The sequence below is a fragment of the Streptomyces sp. NPDC052020 genome (assembly GCF_040680575.1).
Taxonomy (GTDB): Bacteria; Actinomycetota; Actinomycetes; order Streptomycetales; family Streptomycetaceae; genus Streptomyces.
The window spans coordinates 183,755-210,223 of the sequence record NZ_JBFAWY010000001.1; the positions used below are offsets into that span (position 1 = coordinate 183,755).

Here is a 26,469-nt window from a genome sequence, read left to right on the forward strand (position 1 = left end):
GACGGGGGTGTCAGCCATGGGGGGCCTTCACCGTACCTTCACGTCCGGCGCCGGCGGCGTTCGCCTCCGCCAACGCCTGAGCCAGCTCGACGAGTTCACGCGTACCGGACACCTCGGTGGCGTGCAGGCGGTACGTGCTCGGCGGGCCGGGCGGCTCCTCCTGGGCGGCGGCCCGCCGCGCGGCGTCGGCGAGCATGGCCGCCTCCGCGGCGAGCCGGGCCTGGCGCGCCCCGCGCCCCGCCCGCAGGGCCGCCTCGCGCGCCCGCTCGCGGACCCGGTCGTCGAAGTACGGGGCCAGCGCCAGCAGGGCGTCGTGGATGGAGACCTCGCGCCACTCCAGCCGCGCCTGGGGCAGCTGCCACCAGGAGGCCGGCGGCTTGGGCGCGGTCGGCGCGAACCGCAGCAGCGACCACAGCGGCTCCAGCCTGCGGTAGTCGCCGAGCCCGTGCCAGTGGGCCAGGGCGGACGGCAGCACGCGCGGCAGGACGAACCCCGCGGAGCAGATCAGCGCGCCGAGCGAGGCCATGGGCGGCGCGACGGTCGTGGACAGGAAGTCCAGGTCGCCCCCGGCCCAACGGGCCGCGATCGCCGTGTACTTCGTCAGCTGGAACCCCACCACGTCCAGCAGCGCCCCGGCGAGGATCAGACGCAGCCCGGTCCGCAGCAGGCCGGTCACCTCCCGGCCCCACTTCAGGCACACGGCGCACATCACGACGGTCGCCGCGCTGTGCCCGAGCAGGTACAGCAGGATCATCTCCCGCATGCACGGGGTGTTCGCGTAGTACGTGTCGAGGTCGGTGAGCCGCTCGGTGTCCGCGTCCGCGCACACGAACAGCACGGTCACGGCGGCGATCAGCGCGCCGTAGGCGGCCACGCACCGCCAGACCGCGCGCCGGACCCGCGCCCGGGGCCCGCCCCGCCAGTTGACCAGCAGGACGAGCAGCGAGCAGCTGTACGCGGAGAGCATGCCGTAGGTCAGCGGCGCGCCGAAGTTGGGGATGCCCGTCATCTCGTTGACGACGTCCAGGGTCAGGGGGGCCGAGCAGACGAAGACCAGGGAGCCGAGGACGATCGCCGCGCAGGTCGACAGCGTCAGCGGGTCGCGTACGGCGGTGCGCGGGCGGCGGAACAGCACGGTGCAGGACAGGCCGAACACGACGGCCGCCAGGTAGACGACGAGACTCATGGCCGGCGGCTCCGTCCGGCCGCTGCCCCGCTCACGCCGCGCCCGTCCGGGTGGTGCCGCCGTGGGTACGGGCGGCCGCGACGAGCTCGGAGGTGGCCAGCGCGTCGGCGATGCGCACCAGCGCGGCCGGGTCGGGCGCCCGTTCCACCAGAGGGCCCTGACCGCCGGGACACGGCGGGGTGTGCTCCCGCTCGGCCGTGTCCCAGACCGCCGAGGCGATGACCGCCGCCCACGCGGTGGCCTCGGCCCGCTCCGCGTCGCCCGTCGCCCGCAGCGCGGCCTCCCGGGTCCGGGCGTACAGGGCCCGGTCGAGGGAGGCGTCGAGATAGCCCAGCGCGTTGTGGATGCTGGTCTGGCGCCACATCAGCCAGGTGGTGGGGGAGGCCAGGCGCGGCCGGGGCAGGCGCAGCGACCGGCGGCTGAGCAGGTCGTCCAGCTCGCGCTCCAGCGGCGCCAGGCGCACATAGGTCCGCCAGGACCGCCGCCACTCCGTCAGCCAGGGCCCCACCAGCGGGATCAGCACGCCGACGACGGTGATCAGCGCGCCCATCCCGGCGGCCGCCGGGGACACGTTCGTGCCGAGCACCGCCCAGTCGTGCCCGGACCAGCGGGCGGCCACGGCGACGAGCTTGGACACGCTGTACCCGGAGTTGCACAGCGCGCCGACCGCCATCACCGTCAGTCCCACCCGCAGCCGTCCGCGCACCCGGCGGGCCCAGCGCAGGCACGAGACGGCGGTGACGCTGACGGCGGTGAGATGCGCGGCCAGGTACAGCACGATCATTTGGCCGATGAACGGCGTGGTCGCGTAGTAGGTGTCCAGGTCGGTGCGGCGCTCCACGGGGGCCTCGCCCAGCGCGAAGGCCACCGCGATGCCGACGACGACCAGCGTGTAGGCGGTGATCCAGCGGCGGGCGGTGCGGTGCACGTGCGGCCCGCCCCGCCAGTACACGACGAGCACCTGGGAGGCCGCCCCGTAGGCGGTGATCGCGGCGTAGGTGAGGGGCGCGGCGAGATTGGGGACGCCGCCGAGCCGGTTGACGGCGCCGACCGTCGGCGGGGCGCCGAGGAAGAAGCACAGGCCGGCCAGGGCGAGCACCGCGCAGATGGCGCGCAGATACGGATCGCCGCGGTGGCGCAGCAGGTCCGGTGCCTTCGCCATCAGGCACAGCCACAGCACCGCGCAGCTGACGTAGTTGCTCACACTGCTCACACTGCTCATCGGCGCGTCCCGCGGTAGTTGAGGGCGGCGCCGATGCGACCGGCGAGGTCCTGGGCCCCGCCGTCCCGGGCGGCGTACACCGAGTCGCCCGTGGCCTCCAGCCAGGTGCGCAGCCGGCGGCCCATCAGCATGCCGAACCGGTCGGCCTCCTGTTCCTCGGCGAGGCTGAAGTCGGTGCGGGCCGCGACCGGCCGGGGGGCGTCCCCGGCGCGCGGGCCCGGCGGCGCCTCCTGCCGCCCGCGTCGGTTCATGTGCCACACCTCATGGCAGAGGATCACGATCTGGTGCCACACGGCGGCCCGCCGGTCGACGACCACGATGTCCCGCGTCTCGCCCTCCAGCCACAGCCCGCTGGCCGTGTGCGGCGGGAAGGTCTCCCGGCGGACGACGAGCTCACGGCCGCGCCAGGCGCTCACGGAGGCGACCAGCGCCTCGAACAGGACCTCCGGGTCGGCGGGGACCGGAACCCGGATGGGGTCGGTGAGCACGTCGGCGAGCCGACGCATCTCCCTCCTCGTACGCACCGTACTCCCTCTGCTCGCCGGGCCGTTGCGCGGTCACCTGTGCAATATGCCAAGACGGGAGGCCTCCGAGCCACCTTCGGTGTCACTCGGCGGCCGTCACGCCGTCCTGCCGGGCGGCGGCGCGCAGGCGCACCGCCCGGATGGCGTCGGGCTGGCGCAGGGCCCGGGAGACGGCGCCGATCTCCCGGAGCAGCTCCGTGGTGTCGCGGTCGCCCGCCCGCTCGCCCCCGTGCGGGCCGAGCCGGGCGTCGACGGCGTCCAGGATGGCCACCGCGGAGGCGAGCGCCCTGGCCCTCTCCGGCGGGTAGCCGAGGCCGAGGGCGGCGTCCAGGGAGCGGCGGCGCACATCCTCGTCGATGCCGCGGGCCAGCGGCAGCAGTACGTCGCGGATGAACGTCTCCCGGCGGGTCAGGCGCAGTTCGGGGCTGGCCCGCAGGACGACGGGGATGCCCTCGCCGTTGACCGAGCGCATCAGCAGGTACAGCGGCCGCAGTTCGCGGTGGGCGAGCCGGACCCGCCAGCGTTCGTGCAGGTACTGGCCGGCGTGGGGCAGGATGAAGCCGACCGCGATCAGCACGGCGGACAGGCAGGCCACCGGCGGGGCCACGTCCACGTTGAGCCAGTCCAGGTCGTGGCCGGTCCAGCGGGCGGCGACGGCGGTCAGTTTGGCGGCGTCGAACAGCAGGTTCATCGCGTAGCCCAGGCCGAGGAACTTCAGGCCCCAGCGCAGCCAGGCGTCGAGCCCGTCGGCGCGGATCCAGTTCCGGATCAGCTTGAAGGTGATCAGCACGGCCGTGGTGTGCGCGAGCAGGTAGAGCAGGATCATCTCGCGCATGAACGGGGTGCGCGCGTAGTACGTGTCCAGGTCCCGCAGCCGTTCGACCGGGGCGTCGGCGAGGGCGAACAGCACCCACAGCGCGACGATCACCCCCGAGTAGACGGAGACGACCCAGCACCGGGCGCGGCGGGTGGCGGCCGAGCGGTCGGACAGGCCGTTGCGCCAGGCGATGATCAGCAGCAGGCACAGGCCGCAGAACGCGGTCAGCAGGGAGTACACCCACGGCGCCGAGATGTTCGGCACCCCCGTGACCCGGTTGACCAGGGCGATGGTCGAGGGCGCGACGAACACGAAGACCGCGCAGGCCAGCAGGAGCAGGCCGCCGACCGCGCGCAGCAGCGGATCCGTCCAGAGCCGGATGATGGTGGGGAGTTTGATCGCGAGGGCGGTGGCCAGGACGGCCGCCGGGATCCACCAGAACGTGGTGTAGAACTCGCTCAGGAACCCGGCCGCGTCCAGCGCCCGCTCCACGGCGGCCGCCACCGGCCCCGGGGAGCCGTGCCACCGCGTCACCGTGCCGCGCCTCCGCGTCCGCGGTAGCCCAGGGAACGCTGGACCGGGCCGAGGGGGCAGGCGCCGTCGGACGCGGGAGGAAGGCGCCGCAGGGCGGTGGCCAGGAGGTGGCCGAAGCCGTCGGCCTCGGCCTCGTCCCGCTCCCGGGAGCCGTCGCGGGCCGCCACGGGGGTGCCGCCCTGCTCCAGCGCGGCGAAGAGGCCGGGGCCCAGCCCGGCGTCCGGCCGGCGGCTCCGGTCCGCCAGGGCCCGTGCCGCCGTGGCACCGGACCGGTGGCCGTGCCCGGCGTGCAGGTGCCACAACTCGTGTCCGAGGATCACCAGCTGCTGCACCGCCTCGGCCCGTTCCTCGACGATGATCAGGTCGAAGTCCTGGAACTCCACCCACAGCCCGGTCACGTCGATCTCGTCGGGGAACCGTTCGAAGCGCAGGTCCACCGGCCGTCCGCCGCGGCGCGCTGCCATCTCCTCGCACACCGCCCGGCACACGGCCCGCACGTCGCGCGGCTGCCGGGGACGGGAGCGGACGGCGGTGGCGAGCTCGTCGGCCAGCGCGCGCATGGCCGCGCCGGTGCGGGCCCGCCGGAGGGCCGCGACGACCCGGGACGCCCTGTCGCGCGCGCCCGCCCTGTCCATCGGGTCCCCCTTCTCACCGCCGCTCGGCGCCCGGTCCGAGGGTACGCGCCCGGGACTGCCCACGTCATGCGATCCGGTGACCGTTGTTCAACGAAGAACGATCACGACTGTGCGAAGTCCTGCGCAACCCATTGACGTGCACGTCCTTCGACCTTACGGTCCCGTTCGAAGTTACGAGCGTTATTCGACATATCGAACGCCGTGGGTGCTTCCGGCGCGTGCAGCGCGGTGAGCGCCCCAGCGCATCGAGCAACCGTTCCGACAGATGGGCAGGGCATGGGACGACCTGGCCTCAATCGCAGGCAACTTCTGGCCGCGGCGGGCGGCCTGGCGGTCGCGGGCAGTTTCGGCTTCGCGGCCCTGGGCACGGGCGCCGACGCGCTGGCCACCGGCGCGCGCACCCGGGTGCGCTACTGGAACCTCTTCAGCGGCGGCGACGGCGCCAACATGATCGCGATGCTGGACGCCTTCCGTAAAGACCACCCGGACATCGCCGTGAAGGACTCCACCCTCCAGTGGGGCAGCCCCTTCTACACCAAGCTCGCCATGGCGGCGGCGGGCAACCGCGCGCCGGACCTCGGCGTCATGCACCTGGGCCGCGTCACCGGCTTCTCGCCGGGCCGCCTCCTGGACCCCTGGGACGTGGACCTGCTCGCCAAGTACGGCGTGCGCGAGGCGGACTTCAACCCCGAGCTGTGGAAACGCGCCGTCATCGACGGCGAGCTCTACGCCCTGCCGCTCGACATCCACGTCCAGCTCTGCTTCTACCGCAGGGACGTGCTGAAGAAGGCGGGCCTGCTCGGCGCCGACGGGCGGATGGTGCCCGCGACCTCGCCCGAGGAGTGGTTCGACGTGCTGAAGGAGGCGAAGAAGGCCACCAGGAAGGGCCTGCAGACCCTCGGCTTCTGGCACAACGACCAGAACTTCCAGTGGTGGTTCTTCGTCGCCTTCTACACCCAGCTCGGCGGCACCTGGTTCGACGACGCGCACACCGAGGTCACCTTCGACACCGGCAAGGCCACCGAGGTCCTGGAGTTCCTGCGCCGGCACATCACCGACGGGTACGCCCACCCGGGCTTCGGCGGCCAGGCGGGCGCCGAGCAGTTCGTCAACGGCTCCCCCTTCGTCTGGGAGGGCAACTGGTCGGTGCCGGTCTTCGAGACCGCCAAGCTGGACTACGGCGCCACCCCGCTGCCGCCCGTCTTCGGCAAGCAGGCCACCCACGCCGAGTCGCACGCCTTCGTGCTGCCGCACCAGGCCGGGCGCGGCGGCGCCGCCAACGACGCCGCCCACCGGCTCGCCGCCTACGTCGTCACCCACGCCCGGCAGTGGTCGGCCGGCGGACACATCCCGGCCTACACGCCGACCCTGTCCACGGACGCGTACCGGAAGCTCAGCCCGCAGAACGAGTACGTGACGGCGATGGACCACCAGGCCACCGAGCCCAAGGTGTGGTTCGCCGGCTCCACCGGCATCCTCGCCCAGCGCGTCGGCCCGATCGTCGTCTCCTCGACGATGGGCTCGGCCAGGCCCGAGGCCGCCGCCCGCCGGATGAAGAGCACGCTCACCGAGCTGCTCGCCTCCAAGAACCCCATGGACGGCCGGACCGCCGCGCAGGGAGGTGCCCTCGCATGACGACCAGCGCTCAGACCGTCATCGCCCCGGCGCGCGCGAAGACCGCCGCGCACAGCGCCACCGTCCGCCGCAGGCAGGGCTTCCAGCACGGCGGCTGGTTCGTCGCCCCGTTCCTCGCGCTGTTCGCGCTCTTCGTGATCTGGCCGCTGCTGCGCGGCCTCTACCTCAGCTTCACCGACGCCAACATCTCCGGCGAGGGCGCGAGCTTCGTCGGCCTCGACAACTACCGCGAGGCCCTTCAGGACCCGCTGATGTGGGACGCGCTCGGCCACAGCGCGTACTTCACGCTGCTGGTCGTGCCCTGCATCACCGTCATGGCCTTCCTGCTGGCGATGCTCGCCCACCACATCGAACGCGGCAAGTGGCTGTGGCGGCTGTGCTTCTTCATGCCGTTCCTGCTGCCGTCCACCGTCGCGGGCAATCTGTGGCAGTGGCTGTTCAACCCCGGCACCGGCATGATCAACCACGTCTTCGGCCTGGAGACGCCGTGGCTGACCGACAAGTCGTACGCGATGCTCGCGGTCGTCATCACCACCCTGTGGTGGACGGTCGGCTTCAGCTTCCTGCTCTACCTCGCCGCGCTCCAGGGCATCCCCGCCCACCTGTACGAGGCCGCCAAGCTGGACGGCGCCAACGCCTGGCACCGCATGGTCCACATCACCCTGCCGATGCTGCGCAACATCACCGGCCTCGTCATCGCCCTCCAGATCCTCGCCTCGCTCCAGGTCTTCGACCAGGCCGTGGTGATGATGGACTTCGGGCCGGGGCCGGAGGGATCGACCCGCACCTTCGTGCAGTACACCCTCGAAGAGGGCTTCACCAGCTACCGCGTGGGCTACGCCTCCGCGATCTCCATCATCTTCTTCGTGCTCATCGCGGCCGTCGCCCTCGGGCGGATGTGGCTGCTGCGCAACCGTGAGGAGGGCGGCCGATGACCACCGCCGCAGCACCGGTGCGGACCAAGCCCCGCCGGACCTGGACGCCCGGCCAGATCGTGCTCACCCTGCTCGGCGTGGCCGTCTCCGCGGTGTTCCTGTCCCCGCTGGCCTGGGCGCTGTTCACCTCCCTGAAGGCGGAGACCGAGGCGGTCGAGGTGCCGCCGCACTGGCTGCCGAAGGAGTGGACCGGCCAGGCGTGGTCGGCCATGTTCGAGAACGGCAACATCGTCAACTGGTTCGTGAACTCCCTCGTCGTCTCCGTCTGCGTGACGGCCGTCGTGATGCTGGTGAGCGCGCTGGCCGGATACGGCTTCGCCCGCACCGAGTTCCGCGGCAAGGGCGCCCTGATGGGCCTGGTGATGGCGGGACTCATGGTCTCCCCGGCCGTGCTCGGCGTCCCCCTGTTCACCACCGTCCAGCAGATGGGGATGGTCGACACCTACTGGGGCATGATCCTGCCGCAGTGCGCGCCCGCCGCGATGGTCTACATCCTCTACAAGTTCTTCCAGGGCATCCCGCGCGAGCTGGAGGAGGCCGCGTTCATCGACGGCGCCGGACGCTGGCGGGTCTTCTTCACCATCATCCTGCCGCTGTCCCGCCCCTCCCTCGCCGCGGTCGGCATCTTCACCTTCATCAGCTCCTGGAACAACTTCCTGTGGCCGTACATGGTGACCAACAACCCCGACCTGATGACCATGCCGAACGGCATCGCCACCGTCATGAACTCCTACGGCATCCAGTGGGCCCAGCTCATGGCCGGCGGCCTCATGGCGGGCCTGCCGCTGATCATCGTCTTCGTCTTCTTCCAGCGCCAGATCGTGGCGGGTGTCGCGCACACCGGTCTGGCCGGCCAGTGACCCGCTGAGGAGAGAACCGCACATGAAGCGCATCCGGCTCGCCGCCGTGCTCGCCACGGCCGTCCTCGCCCTGCTGCCGGCCACGGCCCGGGCGGACACCGCCCACCCCGACCCGCAGCCGGTCACCGGGCAGCAGATCATCCACGACCCGACGGTCATCCGCCTGAAGTCCGGCGGCTACGTCGCCTACTCGACGGGCGGCGTGATCGGCGCCCGCCTCTCGCAGGACACCCGGCACTGGGAGGACGCGGGCAACGCCTTCACCGAGCCGCCCGCCTGGTGGTACGAGTACAACGACACCGGCGACCCCTGGGCGCCCGACATCTCCTACCGGGACGGCCGGTACTGGCTGTACTACGCCGTCTCCTCCTGGGGCACCAACCACTCCGCGATCGGCGTGGCCACCTCCCGCTCGGGCCTGCCCGGCACCTGGACCGACCACGGCAAGGTCTTCGCCTCCGAGACGACCGACGCCTACAACGCCATCGACCCCGCCCTGATCGAGGCGGACGGCAAGCTGTGGATGGCCTTCGGCTCGTACTGGACGGGCATCCGCATGGTCGAGCTGGACCCGCGCACCGGCAAGGCGGCCGACGGCGCGCCCGTCCACCATCTGGCCACCCGCCCGGACGAGCCGTACGCCGTCGAGGGCCCGGCCGTCGTCAAGCACGGCCGCTACTACTACCTGTTCGCCTCCTACGACGCCTGCTGCTCCGGCGTGAACTCCACGTACAAGATCAAGGTCGGCAGGTCGGCCTCGGTGACCGGTCCCTACACCGACTCCACCGGCACGCCGATGCTCGAAGGCGGCGGCGACCTCCTTCTGGCCGGCCACGGCCGGTACATCGGCACCGGCGGCCAGTCGGTCTTCCGCGACAAGGGCCGGGACCGCCTCGCCTACCACTACTACGACGCCGAGGACGGCGGCACGCCCAAGCTCGGCCTGAACACGCTGACCTGGGGCCGTGACGGCTGGCCCGCCGTCCGCTGACCCCCCCGCTCCCGAAAGGACCCCATGTCCCGCCCCGCCCGCTTCACCCTCGACCCCGCCTTCACCGTCGCCGAGGTCAACCCCCGCCTCTTCGGCTCCTTCGTGGAGCACCTCGGCCGCTGCGTCTACACCGGCGTCTACGAGCCCGGCCACCCCGCCGCCGACGCCGACGGCATCCGCACCGACGTCCTGGAACTGGTCCGCGAACTCGGCGTCACCGCCATCCGCTACCCCGGCGGCAACTTCGTCTCCGGCTACAAGTGGGAGGACTCCGTCGGCCCGGTCGACCAGCGTCCCCGCCGCCTGGACCTGGCCTGGCGCTCCACCGAGACCAACCGCTTCGGCCTGTCCGAGTACATCGCCTTCCTGAAGAAGATCGGCCCCCAGGCGGAGCCCATGATGGCGGTCAACCTGGGCACCCGCGGTGTCGCCGAGGCCCTCGAACTCCAGGAGTACGCCAACCACCCCTCGGGGACGGCCCTGTCGGACCTGCGGATCGAGCACGGCGACAAGGACCCCTTCGGCATCCGCCTGTGGTGCCTGGGCAACGAGATGGACGGCCCCTGGCAGACCGGTCACAAGACCGCCGAGGAGTACGGCCGGCTCGCCGCCGAGACCGCCCGCGCCATGCGCCAGATCGACCCGGGCCTGGAACTGGTCGCCTGCGGCAGCTCGGGCCAGTCGATGCCCACCTTCGCCGAGTGGGAGGCGAAGGTGCTCCAGGAGACGTACGACCTCGTCGACTACATCTCCCTGCACGCCTACTACGAGCCGCTCGACGGCGACGTCGACTCCTTCCTCGCCTCCGCCGTGGACATGGAGTCGTTCATCGAGAACGTCGTCGCCACCTGCGACCACATCGGCGCCCGCCTGAAGTCCAAGAAGAAGATCAACCTCTCCTTCGACGAGTGGAACGTCTGGTACCTGTCGCGGACCGACGCCGAGGTCAGCGCCCTGGACTGGCCCGAGGCGCCGCGCCTGCTGGAGGACAACTACAGCGTCACCGACGCCGTCGTCTTCGGCTCCCTGCTCATCGCCCTCCTCCGCCACGCGGACCGGGTGACGGTGGCCTGCCTGGCGCAGCTCGTGAACGTCATCGCCCCGATCATGACCGAGCCGGGCGGCCCGGCCTGGCGGCAGACGACGTTCTTCCCCTTCGCCCAGGCCTCCAAGTACGGCCGTGGGGAGGTCCTCGACGTCCGGGTGGACTCGCCCACGTACGAGACGAAGAAGTACGGCGAGACGGACCTGCTGCACGCCACCGCCGTCCGCGCCGAGGACGGCACGGTCACCGTCTTCGCGGTCAACCGAAGCCGCACCGAGGCCCTGCCGCTGGAGGTGGCCCTCAACGGGCTGGACCTGACCCGGGCCGTGGAGCACAGCGCCCTCGCCGACGCCGACCCCGACGCCCGCAACACGCTGACGGACCCCGAACGGGTCACGCCGCACCCGGTGGAGGGCACCGAGGTACGGGACGGCCGGCTCACCGCCGTCCTGGAGCCGCTGTCCTGGAACGTCATCAGGCTGGCGTAACGGCGGCCCCGCCGCCGAGGGCGGCCGCCCCCGGCGGCGGGGCCGGTGGACAGGGCCGAACGGAGAGGGCACGGTGGGCGCAGTAGATAGGGCCCACCGGATATGGCCCACTGGTTCCCGCGGGCTTTGGCTCTGTCCGCGGGACCATGGCCGCAGGAGGGTGAGGGGACCATCGACCTCGCGGAGATCCCCTTGAGTATCGCCTTCCTGCTGACCACCCTGGTCGTGGTGGTCACCCCCGGCACCGGCGTGGTCTACACGCTCGCCGCCGCCCTGTCCCACGGCCGCCGGGCGGGCGTGGCCGCCGCGCTCGGCTGCACCCTCGGCGCCGTACCGCACCTCGTGGCGACCATCAGCGGCCTCGCCGCCCTGCTGCGCACCGGCACCGTCGCCTACGAGGCCGTGAAGTACCTCGGCGTCTGCTACCTGCTGTACATGGCGTGGGCGACCCTGCGGGACAAGGACACGCTGGTGGTGAACGGCGAGGCGGAGCCGCGTCCGGCGGCCCGTGTGATCGTCTCCGCGGTGCTGGTCAACCTGCTCAACCCCAAGCCGACGATGTTCTTCGTGGCGTTCCTGCCCCAGTTCGTCCCCGCCGGCGCGTCCGGCTCCGTCGCCGCGATGCTCCGGCTCGGCGGCGTCTTCATGGCGCTGACGCTCGTCGTCTTCACCGCCTACGCCCTGTGCGCCGCCGCCGTACGGGACCGGCTGGCGGCCCGGCCGGGAGCGATGACGGGGCTGCGCCGGGCGTTCGCGGCCAGCTTCGTCGCCCTGAGCGTGCGGCTGGCGGTGGCGTGACGATGATCTTCCGGCACGCGGACGTCATCCGGTCCGCCCACCCCGGGCTCACCGCCGGCGCCCTGTACGCCACCGGTGTCGGCGCCGCCCCCGGCACCGGGCCGGACACCACCGGTTACACCGCCCGTGCCCTGGCCCGGCTGGCGGACGCCACCGAGAGCGAGTTCCCCGAAGTCCTGGCCTGGCGGCGGGCGTTCTCGCGGATGGGGCTGAAGCCGACGCAGTACCGGTGCGCCTCGGAATCACTGCTGCGGCGGCTGCGCAAGGAAGGGACGCTGCCGCGGATCCATCCGGTGGTGGACCTGTGCAACGCGGTCTCGGCCGCTTACGCCGTTCCGGTCGCGGCCCTGGACGCCGATCGCGTCACCGGCCCCCTGCTGGAGGTGCGCCCCGCCCGCGGTGACGAGCACTACACCGCCTTCGGCGGCGGCACCGAACACCCCGCGCCCGGCGAAATCACCTTCGCCGACTGCGCCGGACGGGCGCACGCCCGCCGCTGGACCCACCGGCAGAGCGGCCATTCGGCGGTCGGCGCGCACACCCGCCGGATCCTGGTGGTGGCGGAGGCCCTGCACGACGGCGGCGCGGAGGTGATGCCGGAGCTGCTGGGCACGATCGCGGGGGAACTGTCCGCGCACTGGCGGGCCGAGACGACAACGGCCGTCCTCACCGCGACCGCCCCCGAGTTCGCCTTCGGCGCGCGGTGAAAGAGGAACGGTGAAAAAAGAACGGCCCCGGCGCTGTGGCCGGGGCCGCTCGGACCGCGGGGGACCCTCGCCACCGAAGCGGCGAGGGTCCAAGGTCCACGAAACGTGCCGACGAGGAGGGCTGTTCCCGATAGCAGGGTCAGCGGTAGTCGTGGTGCTTCTTCGACTTGACGAAGACGTTGGACTGCGACCGCTGCTCGGAGTCGTCCACGACGGTGATCTGGGTCTTCTCCACCTTCTTCTCGTTCTCGGAGCAGTCGATGTTGTTGTTCGCCGACGACACGATCGGGATGTCGATGACCTCGATGGTGTCGCAGCTGAGGATCTGGGCGCTGTTGTCGAACTTCGCCCGGTCGTCGTCGTCGGCGGCGACGGCCGCGCCGGCGGCGCTGCCCGAGAGAGCCAGCGCGGTGAAAGTGCAGGCGAGCGCCTTCTTGAGAGCCATCTGTGGGGTCTCCTTTTGAGTGGGGCTGTATTCAATGCAAGGCAGGCGTGTCCCGCTGGGGGACAGCACCCGCGCTCGGGGTGGCCACGCGGTTGCGGCTGACGATTCATTCTCAACCGCGATTGTCGGCGCGACTACTCATACAACGAAACCGGAGTCCGGCCGGTGTTGCTCCAAAGGGATGAACTCCCTATGGGCGCGTCGCAGTCGTTGCTACTTGCTCCTTGTAATTTTTAGAGCAGTCGATGCTGGTTTGCGAGAGGGACGTGATCGGCACATTGAGTACCTGGATGTTCAGGCAGGAGAGGATCTGGGTGTTGTTCACGTAGTACACGGCATACTGCTCGGTCTCGTCGTGCGCTTGGGCAGTTCCGCTGTGCAGAGCCGCCAGGGGGAGCACGCACAGCGAGACAAAGGCGAGGCGGGCGCTCGAAATCACATTCGGTCCTGTCTGGGTAGGGTGCGGTTCGCGGAAGTGGTCGCCGTGACGGGCGCCGAGGGATCGCGCACGGCGAGCGCGAGGGCCGGCCTGCCGCTCCCACCTCAAGTCCGCGATACGACAAGAGGTTTACGCTGATCCCGTCTTGCTGCGGCCGCATCATAGTGCGCCGGATGTCCCGGCACGACGGAATCCCGGAGCGCCTTCCCCGTGAGCGGACCGGCGTGCCAACTCATGTCCGAGTACGTTTTTCTGACTGGTCCGCCGTTCGGCTCGCGCTCGCTCTACCGCCCCGCTTTGCCGCCCTGTCGGCGCCACGCCGCCGAGGGTCCCTCAAAGGAACCAAAAAGCCGGGGCGTCAGTTCTCGCATCCAGTCCCGGTGACGTGGTTTCACTCTGTCGGAGCAACACCCCCGGGGTAGGGATTCCGTTGCATGAATAGCCACGCCGGGAGCGCAGTCGAAAACTGGCTGTGTCCAACTGGCCGCGGCGTCACTGTCGAATGCATGATGCTCTCGACGAGCTTTTTGCCCTCGACATTCGAAGCAAACCCCAGTCAAGAGGAGACTCCACACATGGCTATCAAGAAGGCGCTCGCCTGCACCTTCGCCGCGCTGGCCCTGACCGGTGGCGTGGCCGGCACGGCTTCCGCCAGCGACGACGACTCGTCGAAGTTCGCCAGCGGCGACCAGCAGGTCCTGAGCTGCGACACCATCGAGGTCATCGACATCCCGATCCTGTCGTCGGCGAACAACAACATCGACTGCTCCGAGAACTACAAGGAGGAGAAGAAGACCGAGTTCACCTACGTGGACGAGTCCGACAAGGTCTCCGAGGCCAACCTCTTCCTCAAGAAGGCCGACTACCGCTGACCCCGGCCGGGAAAGCCGCCGCATCGGCCGCTTTCCCGGGCACGGGACAGACGTGATGCGTCGTGTCTCATCCTGAGCGGCCCCCGATTCACCTCGGGGGCCGCTTTCTCGTCCCCGCGGCCCGCCCCCCGCTCCCCGCGGCGCGCAGGCGCCCGTGACGATGGCACCATGGGCCCGATGAACGAGGGGGATACGGGCGTCGTCGCCGCCGGTTCCGACTTCTTGCAGCTCGACCCGCGTGACGCGCCCGCCGGAGGCAAGGCGGACTGGCTGGCCCGGCGGCTGCGGCAGGCGGTGGCCGACGGCCGGCTCGCGGTGGGCAGCAGGCTGCCGCCCACCCGGGTGCTCGCCGCGGAACTGCGCGTCTCGCGCGGGGTGGTGACCGAGGCGTACCGGCGCCTCGCCGAGGAAGGGCACGTCCAGGGGCGCCGCCGCGGCGGCACGGTGGTCCTCGCGGCACCGGTCGTCCCCGCGCCCGCCCGGCCGCCCGCCTCCCCCGCGCCGACCCGCCCGGCCGCGTCCCCACCGCTGTTCGCGGGCGTGCCGGACGCCGCCGTCTTCGACGCGCTGCGCGCCGCCCCCGCCCGCGTGGACTTCACCCCCGGCCGGCCCGACCTCGCCGCCTTCCCCCGCACGGCCTGGCTGCGCGCCGAACGGGAGGTGCTCGCCGACCTGTCCGCCGAGAACCTCGGGTACGGCGACCCCCGGGGCGATGCCCGGCTGCGCCGGGCCGTCGCCGGCTGGCTGGCCCGCGGCCGGGGCATCCGGGTGGAGCCGGACGAGCTGCTGATCGTCGCGGGCACCGCGCAGGCCCTCACCCTGCTGCACCCCGTGCTGCGGGCCGACGGCGTCGACCGCGTCGCGGTGGAGGACCCCGGTTCGCTGGGGACCCGTCAGCATCTGGCCAACGGGGGCCTGGCCACCCCGCCCGTACCGGTCGACGACGCCGGTGTGCGCGTGGACGCGTTGCGGGCCACCGGCGCCCGCGCGGTGCTGCTCACCCCCGCCCACCAGTTCCCCACCGGCGTCGTGACGAGCGGGGAGCGCCGCCGCGCGCTGCTGGGCTGGGCGCGGGAGGGCGGGCTGATCCTGGAGGACGACTACGACGCGGAGCACCGCTACGACCGGCCGCCGGTGCCCGCGCTGCGGGCGCTGCTGGCCGACCGGGTCTGCTACCTGGGCAGCGTCTCCAAGCTGCTCGCGCCCGCGCTGCGGATCGGCTGGATGGTGCCGCCGCCCCGGCACCGGGAGGCGCTGACCGAGGCCAAGCGCTTCACCGACCTGGGCAACGCCGTGCTGCCGCAGCTGGTGCTGGCCCGGCTGATGGAATCCGGCGCCCTGGAACGGCATCTGCGGCTGCTGCGCGGGCGCCACCGGCGGCGCCGCGACGCCATGATCACCGCCCTCGCCGCGCACCTGCCGGGCGCGGTCGTGCACGGCGCCGCGGCCGGCCTGCACCTGACGGTCACCTACCCGCCCGAGGTACCCGACACGGAGCTGGCCGCCGCCGCGCTCGCCCGGGGCGTGAAGTGCCAGCCGCTGTCGTGGCACCGGCAGACGGCGGGCCGCCCCGGCCTCGTCCTCGGCTACGCGGCCACCCCGCCCGGGGTCATCACCGAAGGGGTGGCCGTGCTCGGCGAGACCCTGCGCGACCTGGCCTGACGCCACCGGGCACGCGTCAGGCCGGGCCTCACCGGCCGGGGGAGTCCACCGGTGTCACCGGCACCCCGCCCGCCGCCGCGCCCAGCAGCGTGAGGCGCACCTCGCCCGGTCCGCTCGGTGTCGTCCCGTCGGCGAGGACGGCCAGCGCGAGGGTGTTGGCGCCCCGGGTGCGCAGGATGCCGTTCGGCAGGGCGACGGGTTGCCGCGGCCCGGCGTCGTTGACGTACTCGCCCATGTTCCAGCCGTTCAGGAAGACCTGGACGCGGTAGGCGCGGCCGGGATCGTCGTCGAGGACCAGGCCGACCGAGGCGTCGACGTCGCGGGGGACGGACAGCCGGAACGCGGTCCGGTACCAGCACACGCCCTGGCGCCGGTCGCCGCGCGGGAACCCGGCCTCCTCCCAGCCGCCGTCGTCGTACCCCGGCAGGTGCCAGCCGTGCCGTTCGCCGTACAGGCCGCCGTTGTTGAGCGGTCCGCGCACGGGGTCGGGGGCGTTCGCGCCGCGCAGCCGCCACCGCACCTCCGGCGACGCCCCCTGGAAGAAGGCGCCCGTCAGGCCGCGCGCCGCCTTGTGGGTGTCCCGGGCGGCGGCGTCCTGGGCGTGCGCGGTCCGCCGGACCAGGACGGACAGGACGGGGGCGGCGCGCCGCCGGTCCCGCAGCCGCTCGCGCAGCGCGGCCGGCAGGCGCAAGCGGGCCGTCGCCGCCCAGGTGTCCTTCCCCGCCGGGTTCTCCTCCGGCGGCGGCATCCGGTGGGTGCCGAGCGGCTCCCCGTCCAGCCAGGCCATCAGCAGCCCGCCGGAGCCGGTGCGGTAGGCGAGGGACACCGACGTCAGGCCGGCCGCGCCGGTCAGACGGCCCCGGTACCAGACGTCGCCGTAGTGGTAGCCGTAGTCGTCGGCGAAGAGGACGGGCTGGGCGTCGGGCACGGGTGTCGTGCTGAACGACGTGGTCCGCGTCGCCGCCGTCCAGTCCGAGTCGTCGAAGCCGGGGGCGGACTCCGGGTTCTCCGTCCGGCGCCGCCAGCCGCCGAGCGCGGGCAGCACCACGTGCGGCGCGCCGGGCAGCGGCCGCCGGGCCGTCAGGCTGCCGGAGCGGCCGGTGCGGACGGGCAGCGCGGTGCCGTTCCAGCTCACGCCCGTGACGCCGCGCGGCCCCCACACCTCCAGTCCGTTCTCCTCGGTCATGTCGCCGGTGAGGCGGACCGTGCCGCCCTCCACGAAGGCGGACCGCACCAGGGTTGGGCCCTGCACGAGGAGCGGGCCCGACGGCGTCTGGCACGGCCACAGCCGCAGCGAGGTCGCGTCGTCGGCGAAGAGCAGCAGCAGGGGCCGGCCGGAGCCGCCGCCGTCGATCCGCACCCGGGTCAGCCCGCCGTCGCCGAGCGGCGCCGTCACATGCAGCCGGCCGCGGTCGTACGCCCACGCGGCCTCGTCGTCCAGTAGGTACGGCCGCGGATCGTCCGGGCAGTCCAGCACGACGTGCGCCATCCGGCCGCGCGCCCCGGTGAACACGGCGATGTCCCGCCGTCCGGTGGACAGGAACACCATCGGCTGCGCGGTGGAGTACGCGAGCTTCCGCCGCCCGCCCAGCGACAGGCCCGTGACCAGCAGTCGGGCGTCACCGGCCGGGACGGTGACGGGCAGGTCGACACCGGTGCCCGGCAGCGTCGAGGAGACGTCGGCGCCGGAGTCGTTGCGCACCACGTACACATGGGTGCCGGTGTCGGGGTTGGCCAGGTGGGAGACGGCCAGCCGCTCGTCGGCCGCGCGCACCCGCGCCGCCGGCTCCAGCCGGGCGAAGTCCGGTACGTGCCGCAGAAGATGGCCGATCTGGTGCGTGGCGGCCAGCCCCTCGCCCGGCTGCCGCCCCGCGTCCAGGGCCGCCCCGCGGTCGTATGACGCGGGGGCACCCGGCGCGGCCAGCCAGCCCCAGGAGGTGCCGCCGAACGCCGGCAGCGGGACGGGCGGCGCGGTCCCCTCGGCGAGGCGGGCCAGAGCGAGCCGCCGCACCCCGGCGGCACCGTGTGCCGCCGGGACCCCGGCGTACCCGCTCACCAGGGGGACGTCGATGCCGTCGGCGCGGGCCCTGGCGCGCAGGTGGGCGGTGTAGGCGTCGGCGTCGGCGGTGCCGGAGGCGTCCTCCACCTGGTAGAGCAGGACCGTGCCGTGGCCGGACGTGTACAGGTGCCGGACGGCGATGGCGTGGACGCGGGCCAGCCACGCGTCGGCGTGCCGCAGATAGGCCGGGTCGGTGGTCCGCGCCCGGCCCCGGGCCGCGGTCAGCCAGCCCGGCAGGCCGCCCGCGTCCAGGTCCGCGCCCAGGTAGGGGCCGGGCCGCAGGATCACGTACAGCCGGCACGCGGCGGCGGTCCGCAGGAAGAGGTCCAGGTCGCGCACGCCGGTGAAGTCGTGGCGGCCGGGCGCGGGGGAGTGGACGTTCCACGGGACGGGGACGCTCACCGCGTTGTGGCCGTAGGCGCGCATCTTCTCCAGCACGTCCCGCCACAGCGACGGACTGGGCAGCCGGAAGGGGTGCATCTCGCCGGGCCACAGCGCCAGGCGCCGGCCGTCGACCAGCAGCGCGTGCCCGTCCAGCCGGACCTCGTGGCGCGCCCCGTCCGCGGCCGGCGGGGCGGGCGGCTCACCGGTGGGCACGGCGGGGAAGCCGCCGGAGCGGGGCGCGGCCCCGCTGCTGCCGCCGAGTGCCAGGCCGAGGACGGCGGTGCCGGCGAGACCGCCGAAGATACGTCTGCTGAGCGCCAAGGGAGCGCCTCCTCCTGCCTGTTCCGCCGCGGTGCGCGCCGGCGTCGATCTTGTGCGGGGCCATTGTCCACAGCGGAACCCGCCCGGGTCACATGAGGACCACCTTCAACGAGGGGGACCGCGACGGGGTCGTCCTGGAGGCGCGCGGAGGGGCGATTTTCAGCCATCGGCCGCTGAAGCTGCGCGGACCGTTGACGCGCAAGAAGTTCGATTCTACGTTCCCGGTCCGAAGTGGCGACCAGTGTTCGAAATCACGAACGGAAGACTCCCCATGAGCCGCATGAGCCGCAAGAGAACCGCCTTCCTCGCCCTCCCGACCGCCGCCGTGCTCGCCCTGCTGCCGAGCACCGCTTCCGCGTACCCGAACCCGGGCCGGGTCACCGGGTCCGTGGTCACGCACGACCCGACGATGATCCGCACCTCCTCGGGGCAGTACCTGCTCTACGCCACCGGCGGCGGCATCGCCCACAAGACCTCGGCCGACCGCACCGCCTTCTCCGCCGGAGCCGACGCCTTCGCCTCCCGGCCGAGCTGGTGGTCGCGCTACTCCACCGTCCCCGAGGCGTGGGCGCCCGACATCTCGTACCACGGCGGCAAGTACCTGATGTACTACTCCGTCTCGTCCTTCGGCTCCAACACCTCGGCCATCGGGCTGGCCGGTTCGTCCACCGGAAAGCCGGGCAGCTGGACCGACTACGGCATCGTCTACACCTCCAGCTCCTCCAGCGACTACAACGCCATCGACCCCAACCTCTTCGTCGACGACGACGGCAAGTGGTGGCTGTCCTTCGGCAGCTGGTGGACCGGGATCAAGATGATCCGGATCGACCCGTCCACCGGGAAGCAGCTCGCCTCCGACACCACGCGGTACTCGCTCGCCTCCCGTCCGACCGGCACCAAGGCGGTCGAGGCTCCCTTCATCGTCAAGCGCAACGGGTACTACTACCTCTTCGCCTCGTACGACACCTGCTGCAACGGGACCAGCTCGACGTACAAGGTCAAGGTGGGCCGGGCCACCAGCGTCACCGGCCCGTACCGCGACAAGAACGGCGTGTCGATGATGAACAACGGGGGCACGCCCGTCCTGGAGTCGCACGGGAGTGTCATCGGCCCCGGCGGACAGTCGATCATGAACGACGTCGACGGCGACCTGATCGTCTACCACTACTACGACGGCAACGACAACGGCACGCCCAAGCTCGGCATCAATCTCCTGAACTGGAGCAGCGGATGGCCCGTCGCCTACTGACCCTGCTGGCCGCGCTGGTGCTCGCCCTGTCGCTGGGACAGCCCTCCGCGACCGCGGCCTCCTTCACCAACCCCGTCAAGGCCCACAAGGGCGCCGATCCCTGGATCGCCTACCACGACGGCAACTACTACCTGGTGACGACGAGCTGGACCGACGTCATCACCATCCGCAAGGCGCCCACCCTCGCCGGGCTCGCCACCGCGCCCGGCGTGCAGGTGTGGCGGGGCGACGCCGCCTCGCGCTGCTGCAACATCTGGGCCCCCGAACTGCACTTCCTGGGCGGCCGCTGGTACCTGTACTACGTCGCCGGGCAGAACGTGGCCGACTACAACCCGACGCAGCGCAGCCATGTCCTGGAGAGCGCCGGGTCCGACCCGCTGGGGCCCTACACCTACCGGGGGCAGCTCAACTCCGCCTGGATGCTTGACCCGACCGTGGCCACCATCAACGGTCAGCTCCACCTCTTCGGCAGCGTGCACAACGGGACGCAGAACATCGTTGCCGCGCGCATGTCAAATCCGTACACGGTGAGCTCCTCCTTCTCCACGATCTCCACGCCGACGTACGACTGGGAACGCTCGGGTGCCCCGGTCAACGAGGGCCCGGAGATCCTCCAGCGAGGAGGCAGGACCTTCCTGGTCTACTCGGCGAGCGGCTGCTGGACGCCCGACTACAAGCTGGGCCGGCTGGAACTGACCGGTTCCAGCCCGACGTCCGCCTCCTCCTGGACCAAGAGGTCCACCCCCGTCTTCCAGCGCAGCGACGCGGGCGGGGTGTACGGGCCGGGCCACAACGGCTTCTTCACCTCGCCGGACGGCACCGAAAACTGGATCGTCTACCACGCCAACGACGCGGTCTCGGACGGCTGCGACAACGGCCGGACCACCCGGGCGCAGAAGTTCACCTGGAACGCCGACGGCACGCCGAACTTCGGCACGCCCGCCCGGCTGGGGGCGGCCATGGCCGGGCCGTCGGGCGAGCCCGCCTCCGCCTCCGCGGCGTACACGGTCGTCAACCGCAACAGCGGCAAGTGCCTCGACGTCACCGGCGGCTCGGCCGCCGACGGCGCCGACGTGCGGCAGTACACCTGCAACGGGGGAGCCAACCAGCGGTGGCGCGTCGAGGATCTGGGCGACGACACCCACCGGCTGGTCAACGTGGCCACCGGCAAGGTCCTGGACACCGCCGACTGCTCGGCCGCCGACGGTGCCGACCTGCGCCAGTGGTCCTGGCTGGACAACACCTGCCAGCGGTTCCGGTTCCTGGCCACGGACGGCGGCCACGTCCGCATCGTCAACCAGGCCACCGGCAAGGTGGCCGACGTCGCCGACTGCTCCACCGCCGACTCCGCGGACGTACGGCAGTGGTCGTGGCTGAACAACGCCTGCCAGCAGTGGCGGCTGACCCCCGGGTGAGCCGCCGCGCGTGAACGGCCCGGCCCCCGCCCGACGGGCGGAGGCCGGGCCGTTCGGCCGGTGCGGGCCGGGACTCAGGCGTCGAACGTGTGCACCGTCGTCGAACGGTACGTCTGCCCCGGACGCAGCACGGTCGAGGGGAACGACGGCTGGTTCGGGGAGTCCGGGAAGTGCTGGGTCTCCAGGCACAGGGCGTCGCCCTGCCGGTAGACGGAGCCACCGGGGCCGGTCAGGGTGCCGTCGAGGAAGTTGCCGGAGTAGAACTGAAGGCCCGGCTGGTCGGTGGCGATCCGCAGGGTGCGGCCGGAGGACGGGTCGCGCAGGGTGGCGATGTGCTCGGGACGGGCGGTGATGCCCTTGTCCAGCACCCAGTTGTGGTCGAAGCCCTTGGCCAGGACCAGTTGCGGGTGCCCGGCGCGGATGTCCCGGCCGACCGGCTTGGCCCGGCGGAAGTCGAACGGGGTGCCCGCGACCTTCGCCAGCGCGCCGGTGGGGATCAGGCCCGCGTCGGTGGGCGTGAAGCGGGAGGCGGCGATCGACAGCTCGTGGTCCTCGATCGTGCCGCTGCCCTCACCGGCCAGGTTCCAGTAGACGTGGCTGGTGAGGTTGACGACGGTGGCCTTGTCGGTGGTGGCCTCGTAGTCGATGCGCCAGTCGCCCCGCCGGGTCAGGGTGTACGTCACCTTCGTCTTCAGCGTGCCCGGGTAGCCCATCTCGCCGTCGGCGCTGGTGTAGCGCAGGCGGAGGCCGACGTCGGAGCCCTCGGTGAACGGCTCGACGTCCCACACCCGGTAGTCGAAGCCGAGGGCGCCGCCGTGCAGGGAGTTCTCGCCGTCGTTGACGGAGAGCTGGTACGTCGTGCCGTCCAGGGTGAAGCGGCCCTTGGCGATGCGGTTGCCGTACCGGCCGATCAGCGCGCCGAAGTGCGGGCTGCGGGCCACGTAGTCGTCGAGGTTGTCGAAGCCCGCCGAGACGTTCGCGTACCGGCCGCGCCGGTCGGGGATCTCCAGGGACTGCACCACGCCGCCGTAGGAGAGGACCTTCATCCGCGTGCCGCCGTTCTCCAGCGACCAGCGGTGGACCTTCGTCCCGTCGGCGAGCTTCCCGAAGAGTTCCTTCACCGGCTTCCTGCCTCCCGTGGCGTGTGCGGGGCCGGCCGTGGTGGCGGCGGCGAGTCCCGCCGCGGCGGCGCCCGCGATGACCGTGCGTCTGCTCAGTTCCATGTGCGGCTCCTGCGAAAGGAAGGGCCCCGCCGACCGGCGGGGCCCGGAGGGCTTACGAACCGACCCTGCGCTTGTTCCACACGTCGAACCCGACCGCCGCCAGCAGCACCAGGCCCTTGATGACCTGCTGCCAGTCGGTGCCGATGCCGACGAGGTTCATGCCGTTGTTCAGCACGCCCAGGACCAGACCGCCGATGATCGCGCCGAGGACCGTGCCGACGCCGCCGCTCATCGACGCCCCGCCGATGAACGAGGCCGCGATCGCCTCCAGCTCGAAGTTCAGGCCCGCCTTGGGCGAGGCCGCGTTGAAGCGGGCGGCGAAGACCAGGCCCGCCAGGGCCGCGAGCATGCCCATGTTCAGGAAGACCAGGAAGGTGACCTTCTTGTCCTTCACGCCCGACAGCTTGGCCGCGGGCAGGTTGCCGCCGATGGCGTAGATGTGGCGGCCGATGATCGCGTTGCGCATGACGTAGCCGAAGCCGACCAGCAGCACGCCCAGGACCAGCAGCACGATCGGGGCGCCCTTGTAGCTGGCGAGCAGCAGCGTGACCACGAGGACGGCGGCGACCAGCGCGACCAGCTTGAGCGCGAACAGCTTGGCCGGCAGGACCTCCAGCGCGAACTCCTGCTGCCGCTTGCGGTCGCGGACCTCCTGGAAGACGACGAAGGCGATGAGGGCGAGGCCGAGCAACAGCGTCAGATTGTGGTAGTTCGTCTCGGGACCGACCTCGGGCAGGAAGCCGTTGGCGACCTTCTGGAGGCCCTCCGGGAACGGGCCGAGCGTCTGGCCCTCCAGGAAGATCTCCGTCAGACCGCGGAAGACCAGCATGCCCGCCAGGGTCACGATGAACGACGGTATGCCGCCGTAGGCGATGAAGAAGCCCTGCGCGGCGCCGGCCAGCGCGCCCATCGCCAGGCACAGCACCACCGCGACCGGCCACGGCAGATCTTGTTTGACCATGAACACGGCGGCCATCGAGCCGATGAACGCCGTCAGCGAGCCGACCGACAGGTCGATGTGGCCCGCGATGATGACCAGCATCATGCCGATCGCCAGGATCAGGATGTAGCTGTTCTGCAGCACCAGGTTGGAGACGTTGCGCGGCAGCAGCAGGTCGCCGTCGGTCCATACGGCGAACAGCGCCACGATCAGGCCGAGGGCGAACAGCATGCCGTACTGCCGCATGTTGCGGCGCATGCCGTCCAGCATCAGGTGGAGCAGGCCGTCCCCGCCGGCCGACCCGCCCTTGCCGGCCGGCGCGGGGGCCGGCGTCTTGGCGGACACATCCGTGCTCATCGCGTTACCTCTTTGTCCTTCGTCATCTGACGCATCAGCGCTTCCTGCGAGGCCTCGGCCCGCGAGAACTCACCGGTCAGCCGCCCGGCGGCCATCGTGTAGATGCGGTCGCACATGCCGAGCAGCTCCGGCAGCTCGGAGGAGATGAAGACGACCGCCTTGCCCTGGGCGGCCAGTTGGTCGATGACCGTGTAGATCTCGTACTTCGCGCCCACGTCGATGCCGCGCGTCGGCTCGTCCAGGATCAGCACGTCCGGACCCGCGAAGATCCACTTGCTGAGGACGACCTTCTGCTGGTTGCCGCCGGACAGCTTGCCCACCGGCTCGAACACGGTCGGCGCCTTGATATTCATGGACCTGCGGAAGCCCTCGGCGACCTGGCGTTCCTCGTGTTCGTCCACGACGCCGCGCCGGGCGACCTTCCCCAGGGCGCTGAGCGAGATGTTGCGGTGGATGGTGTCGATGAGGTTCAGGCCGTAGTGCTTGCGGTCCTCGGTGACGTACGCGATCCCGTGCCTGACCGCCTCGGGAACGGTCTTGGTGCGGATCTCCCGGCCGTCCTTGAGGACCGTGCCGCCCGCGTACCGGCCGTAGGTGCGGCCGAAGAGGCTCATCGCCAGTTCGGTGCGGCCGGCGCCCATCAGGCCCGCGATGCCCACGATCTCCCCGCGCCGCACCTGGAGGGAGACGTCGTCGACCACCTTGCGCTGCTGGTCGATCGGGTGGTGCACGGTCCAGTTGCGGATCTCCAGGGCGGGGGCGGTGCCCTCCTCCGGCTGGTGCGGCGTCCGCTCCGGGAAGCGGTGCTCCAGGTCGCGGCCGACCATTCCGCTGATGATCCGGTCCTCGGTCGTCGCGGGGTCCCCCACGTCCAGCGTCTCGATGGTCCGCCCGTCCCGCAGGATCGTCACCGAGTCGGCGACGCGGCGGATCTCGTTCAGCTTGTGGGAGATGATGATCGAGGTGATGCCCTCGTCCTTCAGCTGAAGGATGAGATCGAGCAGCTTGCCGCTGTCCTCGTCGTTGAGCGCGGCCGTCGGCTCGTCGAGGATGAGCAGCTTCACCTTCTTCGACAGTGCCTTGGCGATCTCCACGAGCTGCTGCTTGCCGACCCCGATGTCGGCGACCCGGGTCTCGGGGTGCTCGTCGAGACCGACCCGGCGCAGCAGCTCGGTGGCGTGCCGCAGCGTGTCGTTCCAGTCGATGAACCCGCGGGTGGCGTGCTCGTTGCCGAGGAAGATGTTCTCCGCGATGGACAGATAGGGCACCAGGGCCAGCTCCTGGTGGATGATCACGATGCCGTGCTGCTCGCTGGCCCGGATGTCCTTGAACGCGCAGGGGTGCGACTCGAAGAGGATCTCGCCCTCGTACGTGCCGTGCGGGTGGACGCCGGAGAGGACCTTCATCAGGGTCGACTTCCCGGCGCCGTTCTCCCCGCAGATGGCGTGGACCTCGCCCTGGCGGACGGTCAGCGTGACGTCCGACAGCGCCTTGACGCCGGGAAAGGTCTTGACGATCGAGCGCATCTCCAGGACGGGTCCCGCCATGGTGGTGCCTTCCAATCACTCGGGTCCGGCGGTCAGTTGAGGTCGCTTTCCTTGATGTATCCGGAGTCGACGACCGTCTTGCGGTAGTTGGCCTTGTCGACGGCGACCGGCTCCAGCAGGTAGGCGGGGACGACCTTCGCGCCGTTGTTGTAGGTCTCGGTGTCGTTGACCTCGGGCTTCTTGCCCTTGAGCAGGGCGTCGACCATGCTCGCGGAGACCTGGGCGAGCCGGCGGGTGTCCTTGTAGACGGTCATCGACTGCTCGTCCGCGATGATCGACTTGATCGAGGCGACCTCGGCGTCCTGCCCGGTGACGACCGGCAGCGGCTTGCTCTTGGAGCCGTAGTCGTCCGACTTCAGCGCCGACAGGATGCCGATGGAGATGCCGTCGTACGGCGAGAGCACCGCGTCGACCCGCTGCGTCTTGTAGGACGAGGTCAGGATGTCGTCCATGCGCTTCTGGGCGGTGCCGCCGTCCCAGCGCAGGGTGGTGACCTGGTTGAGGCTGGTCTGGCCGGACCGCACGACGAGCTGCTTCTTGTCGATGTAGGGCTTCAGGACGTTCATCGCGCCCTGGAAGAAGTAGCGGGTGTTGTTGTCGTCGTTGGAGCCCGCGAACAGCTCGATGTTGAACGGGCCCTTCTCACCGCCGTCCTTCAGGCCGAGCTTCTCCACGATGTACGTGCCCTGGAGCTCGCCGACCTTCTCGTTGTCGAACGACGCGTAGTAGTCGACGTTCTCGGTGCCGAGGATCAGGCGGTCGTAGGAGATCACCGGGATGTCGGCGTCCTTGGCCTGCTGGAGCACGTTGTTCATCGACTTGTTGTCGATGGCCGCGACGATCAGCGCCTTGACGCCCTGGGTGATCAGGTTCTCGATCTGCGAGACCTGCTGGTCCGGGTCGTCCTCGCCGTAGACCAGCGTGGTCTTGTAGCCCTTCGACTCCAGTTCCCGCTTGACGTTGTTGCCGTCGGCGATCCAGCGTTCGGAGGACTTGGTCGGCATCGCGATGCCGATGGTGGCGCCCTCGGCGCTGCCCTTGCCCTCCTCGCTGCCGCCCTCGCTGTTCTGTCCGCAGGCGGTCAGGGTCAGGGCGAGGGAGGCGGCGGCGGCCATGGCGGCGAGTGCGGCTCTGCGGTTGGGCATGGTCATCATCCTCGATGTGGGTGCAGGGCTCGGT

General features: G+C 71.5%; 23 protein-coding genes. 11 read left to right on the forward strand and 12 right to left on the reverse strand.

Annotated elements, in window-relative coordinates; genetic code table 11:
• Positions 1 to 10: 10 nt before the first annotated feature.
• The 5 genes from AB0L74_RS00835 to AB0L74_RS00855 form a co-directional block, all read right to left on the reverse strand.
• Positions 11 to 1,186, reverse strand: a complete 1,176-nt coding sequence (locus tag AB0L74_RS00835; RefSeq protein ID WP_365643932.1) for an MAB_1171c family putative transporter — start codon at positions 1,184 to 1,186, stop codon at positions 11 to 13.
• A 31-nt stretch (positions 1,187 to 1,217) separates the two neighbouring features.
• Positions 1,218 to 2,399 carry an MAB_1171c family putative transporter gene (locus AB0L74_RS00840; protein ID WP_365644463.1) on the reverse strand — a complete coding sequence of 394 codons (1,182 nt, stop codon included), beginning with the start codon at positions 2,397 to 2,399 and terminating at the stop codon, positions 1,218 to 1,220.
• Between the two features lie 5 nt (positions 2,400 to 2,404).
• Positions 2,405 to 2,914, reverse strand: coding sequence for a toxin (locus AB0L74_RS00845; RefSeq protein ID WP_365643934.1), 510 nt, complete (start codon positions 2,912 to 2,914; stop codon positions 2,405 to 2,407).
• Positions 2,915 to 3,014: 100 nt separating this feature from the next.
• Complete coding sequence (locus tag AB0L74_RS00850; protein ID WP_365644466.1) at positions 3,015 to 4,241, reverse strand: DUF6545 domain-containing protein; 1,227 nt, start codon at positions 4,239 to 4,241, stop codon at positions 3,015 to 3,017.
• A 38-nt stretch (positions 4,242 to 4,279) separates the two neighbouring features.
• Positions 4,280 to 4,918, reverse strand: a complete 639-nt coding sequence (locus AB0L74_RS00855; protein WP_365643937.1) for a toxin-antitoxin system, toxin component family protein — start codon at positions 4,916 to 4,918, stop codon at positions 4,280 to 4,282.
• Positions 4,919 to 5,194: 276 nt separating this feature from the next.
• On the opposite strand from AB0L74_RS00855, the gene AB0L74_RS00860 reads away from it, so the two are divergent.
• From AB0L74_RS00860 to AB0L74_RS00890, 7 genes are all read left to right on the forward strand, one after another.
• Entirely contained in the window at positions 5,195 to 6,553 is a 1,359-nt protein-coding gene (locus AB0L74_RS00860; protein WP_365643939.1) for an extracellular solute-binding protein, read from the forward strand.
• Positions 6,550 to 7,488: a sugar ABC transporter permease gene (locus AB0L74_RS00865; protein ID WP_365643942.1), complete on the forward strand. Its 939-nt coding sequence runs from the start codon at positions 6,550 to 6,552 to the stop codon at positions 7,486 to 7,488. Before AB0L74_RS00860 ends, AB0L74_RS00865 begins: the two co-directional genes overlap by 4 nt.
• A complete protein-coding gene (locus AB0L74_RS00870; protein WP_365643945.1) occupies positions 7,485 to 8,348 on the forward strand; it encodes a carbohydrate ABC transporter permease in 864 nt (287 codons plus the stop codon). The genes AB0L74_RS00865 and AB0L74_RS00870 overlap by 4 nt, the downstream gene beginning before the upstream one ends.
• Before the next feature lie 22 nt (positions 8,349 to 8,370).
• Complete coding sequence (locus AB0L74_RS00875; protein WP_365643947.1) at positions 8,371 to 9,339, forward strand: arabinan endo-1,5-alpha-L-arabinosidase; 969 nt, start codon at positions 8,371 to 8,373, stop codon at positions 9,337 to 9,339.
• A gap of 24 nt (positions 9,340 to 9,363) precedes the next feature.
• The gene (locus AB0L74_RS00880) at positions 9,364 to 10,872 is read left to right on the forward strand and encodes an alpha-N-arabinofuranosidase (protein WP_365643950.1); all 1,509 of its coding nucleotides are present in this window, start codon (positions 9,364 to 9,366) and stop codon (positions 10,870 to 10,872) included.
• Positions 10,873 to 11,064: 192 nt separating this feature from the next.
• Complete coding sequence (locus AB0L74_RS00885) at positions 11,065 to 11,670, forward strand: LysE family translocator (protein WP_365643953.1); 606 nt, start codon at positions 11,065 to 11,067, stop codon at positions 11,668 to 11,670.
• A gap of 2 nt (positions 11,671 to 11,672) precedes the next feature.
• Positions 11,673 to 12,377: a phenylalanine--tRNA ligase beta subunit-related protein gene (locus AB0L74_RS00890; protein ID WP_365644468.1), complete on the forward strand. Its 705-nt coding sequence runs from the start codon at positions 11,673 to 11,675 to the stop codon at positions 12,375 to 12,377.
• Between the two features lie 139 nt (positions 12,378 to 12,516).
• Here the strand turns inward: AB0L74_RS00890 and AB0L74_RS00895 are convergent, their stop codons facing one another.
• Positions 12,517 to 12,822: a hypothetical protein gene (locus tag AB0L74_RS00895; protein WP_365643957.1), complete on the reverse strand. Its 306-nt coding sequence runs from the start codon at positions 12,820 to 12,822 to the stop codon at positions 12,517 to 12,519.
• A 190-nt stretch (positions 12,823 to 13,012) separates the two neighbouring features.
• Entirely contained in the window at positions 13,013 to 13,261 is a 249-nt protein-coding gene (locus AB0L74_RS00900; RefSeq protein ID WP_365643960.1) for a hypothetical protein, read from the reverse strand.
• Positions 13,262 to 13,836: 575 nt separating this feature from the next.
• On the opposite strand from AB0L74_RS00900, the gene AB0L74_RS00905 reads away from it, so the two are divergent.
• Together AB0L74_RS00905 and AB0L74_RS00910 are read left to right on the forward strand one after the other, a co-directional pair.
• Complete coding sequence (locus AB0L74_RS00905) at positions 13,837 to 14,133, forward strand: hypothetical protein (protein WP_365643963.1); 297 nt, start codon at positions 13,837 to 13,839, stop codon at positions 14,131 to 14,133.
• Positions 14,134 to 14,301: 168 nt separating this feature from the next.
• Entirely contained in the window at positions 14,302 to 15,795 is a 1,494-nt protein-coding gene (locus tag AB0L74_RS00910) for a PLP-dependent aminotransferase family protein (protein WP_365643966.1), read from the forward strand.
• 28 nt (positions 15,796 to 15,823) lie between these two features.
• Here the strand turns inward: AB0L74_RS00910 and AB0L74_RS00915 are convergent, their stop codons facing one another.
• A complete protein-coding gene (locus AB0L74_RS00915; RefSeq protein WP_365643969.1) occupies positions 15,824 to 18,559 on the reverse strand; it encodes a beta-galactosidase in 2,736 nt (911 codons plus the stop codon).
• Between the two features lie 280 nt (positions 18,560 to 18,839).
• On the opposite strand from AB0L74_RS00915, the gene AB0L74_RS00920 reads away from it, so the two are divergent.
• On the forward strand, positions 18,840 to 19,808 hold the full coding sequence (locus AB0L74_RS00920) for an arabinan endo-1,5-alpha-L-arabinosidase (protein ID WP_365643972.1): 969 nt from the start codon (positions 18,840 to 18,842) through the stop codon (positions 19,806 to 19,808).
• Positions 19,790 to 21,223 carry a family 43 glycosylhydrolase gene (locus AB0L74_RS00925; protein WP_365643975.1) on the forward strand — a complete coding sequence of 478 codons (1,434 nt, stop codon included), beginning with the start codon at positions 19,790 to 19,792 and terminating at the stop codon, positions 21,221 to 21,223. The genes AB0L74_RS00920 and AB0L74_RS00925 overlap by 19 nt, the downstream gene beginning before the upstream one ends.
• A gap of 74 nt (positions 21,224 to 21,297) precedes the next feature.
• On the opposite strand, the gene AB0L74_RS00930 is transcribed toward AB0L74_RS00925, so the two are convergent.
• Genes AB0L74_RS00930 through chvE form a run of 4 tightly spaced genes read right to left on the reverse strand, consistent with a single transcriptional unit; the run spans position 21,298 to position 26,435 of the window.
• The gene (locus AB0L74_RS00930) at positions 21,298 to 22,446 is read right to left on the reverse strand and encodes an aldose epimerase family protein (RefSeq protein WP_365643978.1); all 1,149 of its coding nucleotides are present in this window, start codon (positions 22,444 to 22,446) and stop codon (positions 21,298 to 21,300) included.
• Positions 22,447 to 22,498: 52 nt separating this feature from the next.
• Positions 22,499 to 23,743 (reverse strand): multiple monosaccharide ABC transporter permease, encoded by a 1,245-nt coding sequence (mmsB, locus tag AB0L74_RS00935; RefSeq protein WP_365643981.1) that lies wholly within the window; start codon positions 23,741 to 23,743, stop codon positions 22,499 to 22,501.
• Positions 23,740 to 25,290, reverse strand: a complete 1,551-nt coding sequence (gene mmsA / locus AB0L74_RS00940; RefSeq protein WP_365643984.1) for a multiple monosaccharide ABC transporter ATP-binding protein — start codon at positions 25,288 to 25,290, stop codon at positions 23,740 to 23,742. Before mmsA ends, mmsB begins: the two co-directional genes overlap by 4 nt.
• 32 nt (positions 25,291 to 25,322) lie before the next feature.
• A complete protein-coding gene (chvE, locus tag AB0L74_RS00945; RefSeq protein ID WP_365643986.1) occupies positions 25,323 to 26,435 on the reverse strand; it encodes a multiple monosaccharide ABC transporter substrate-binding protein in 1,113 nt (370 codons plus the stop codon).
• Positions 26,436 to 26,469 lie beyond the last annotated feature (34 nt).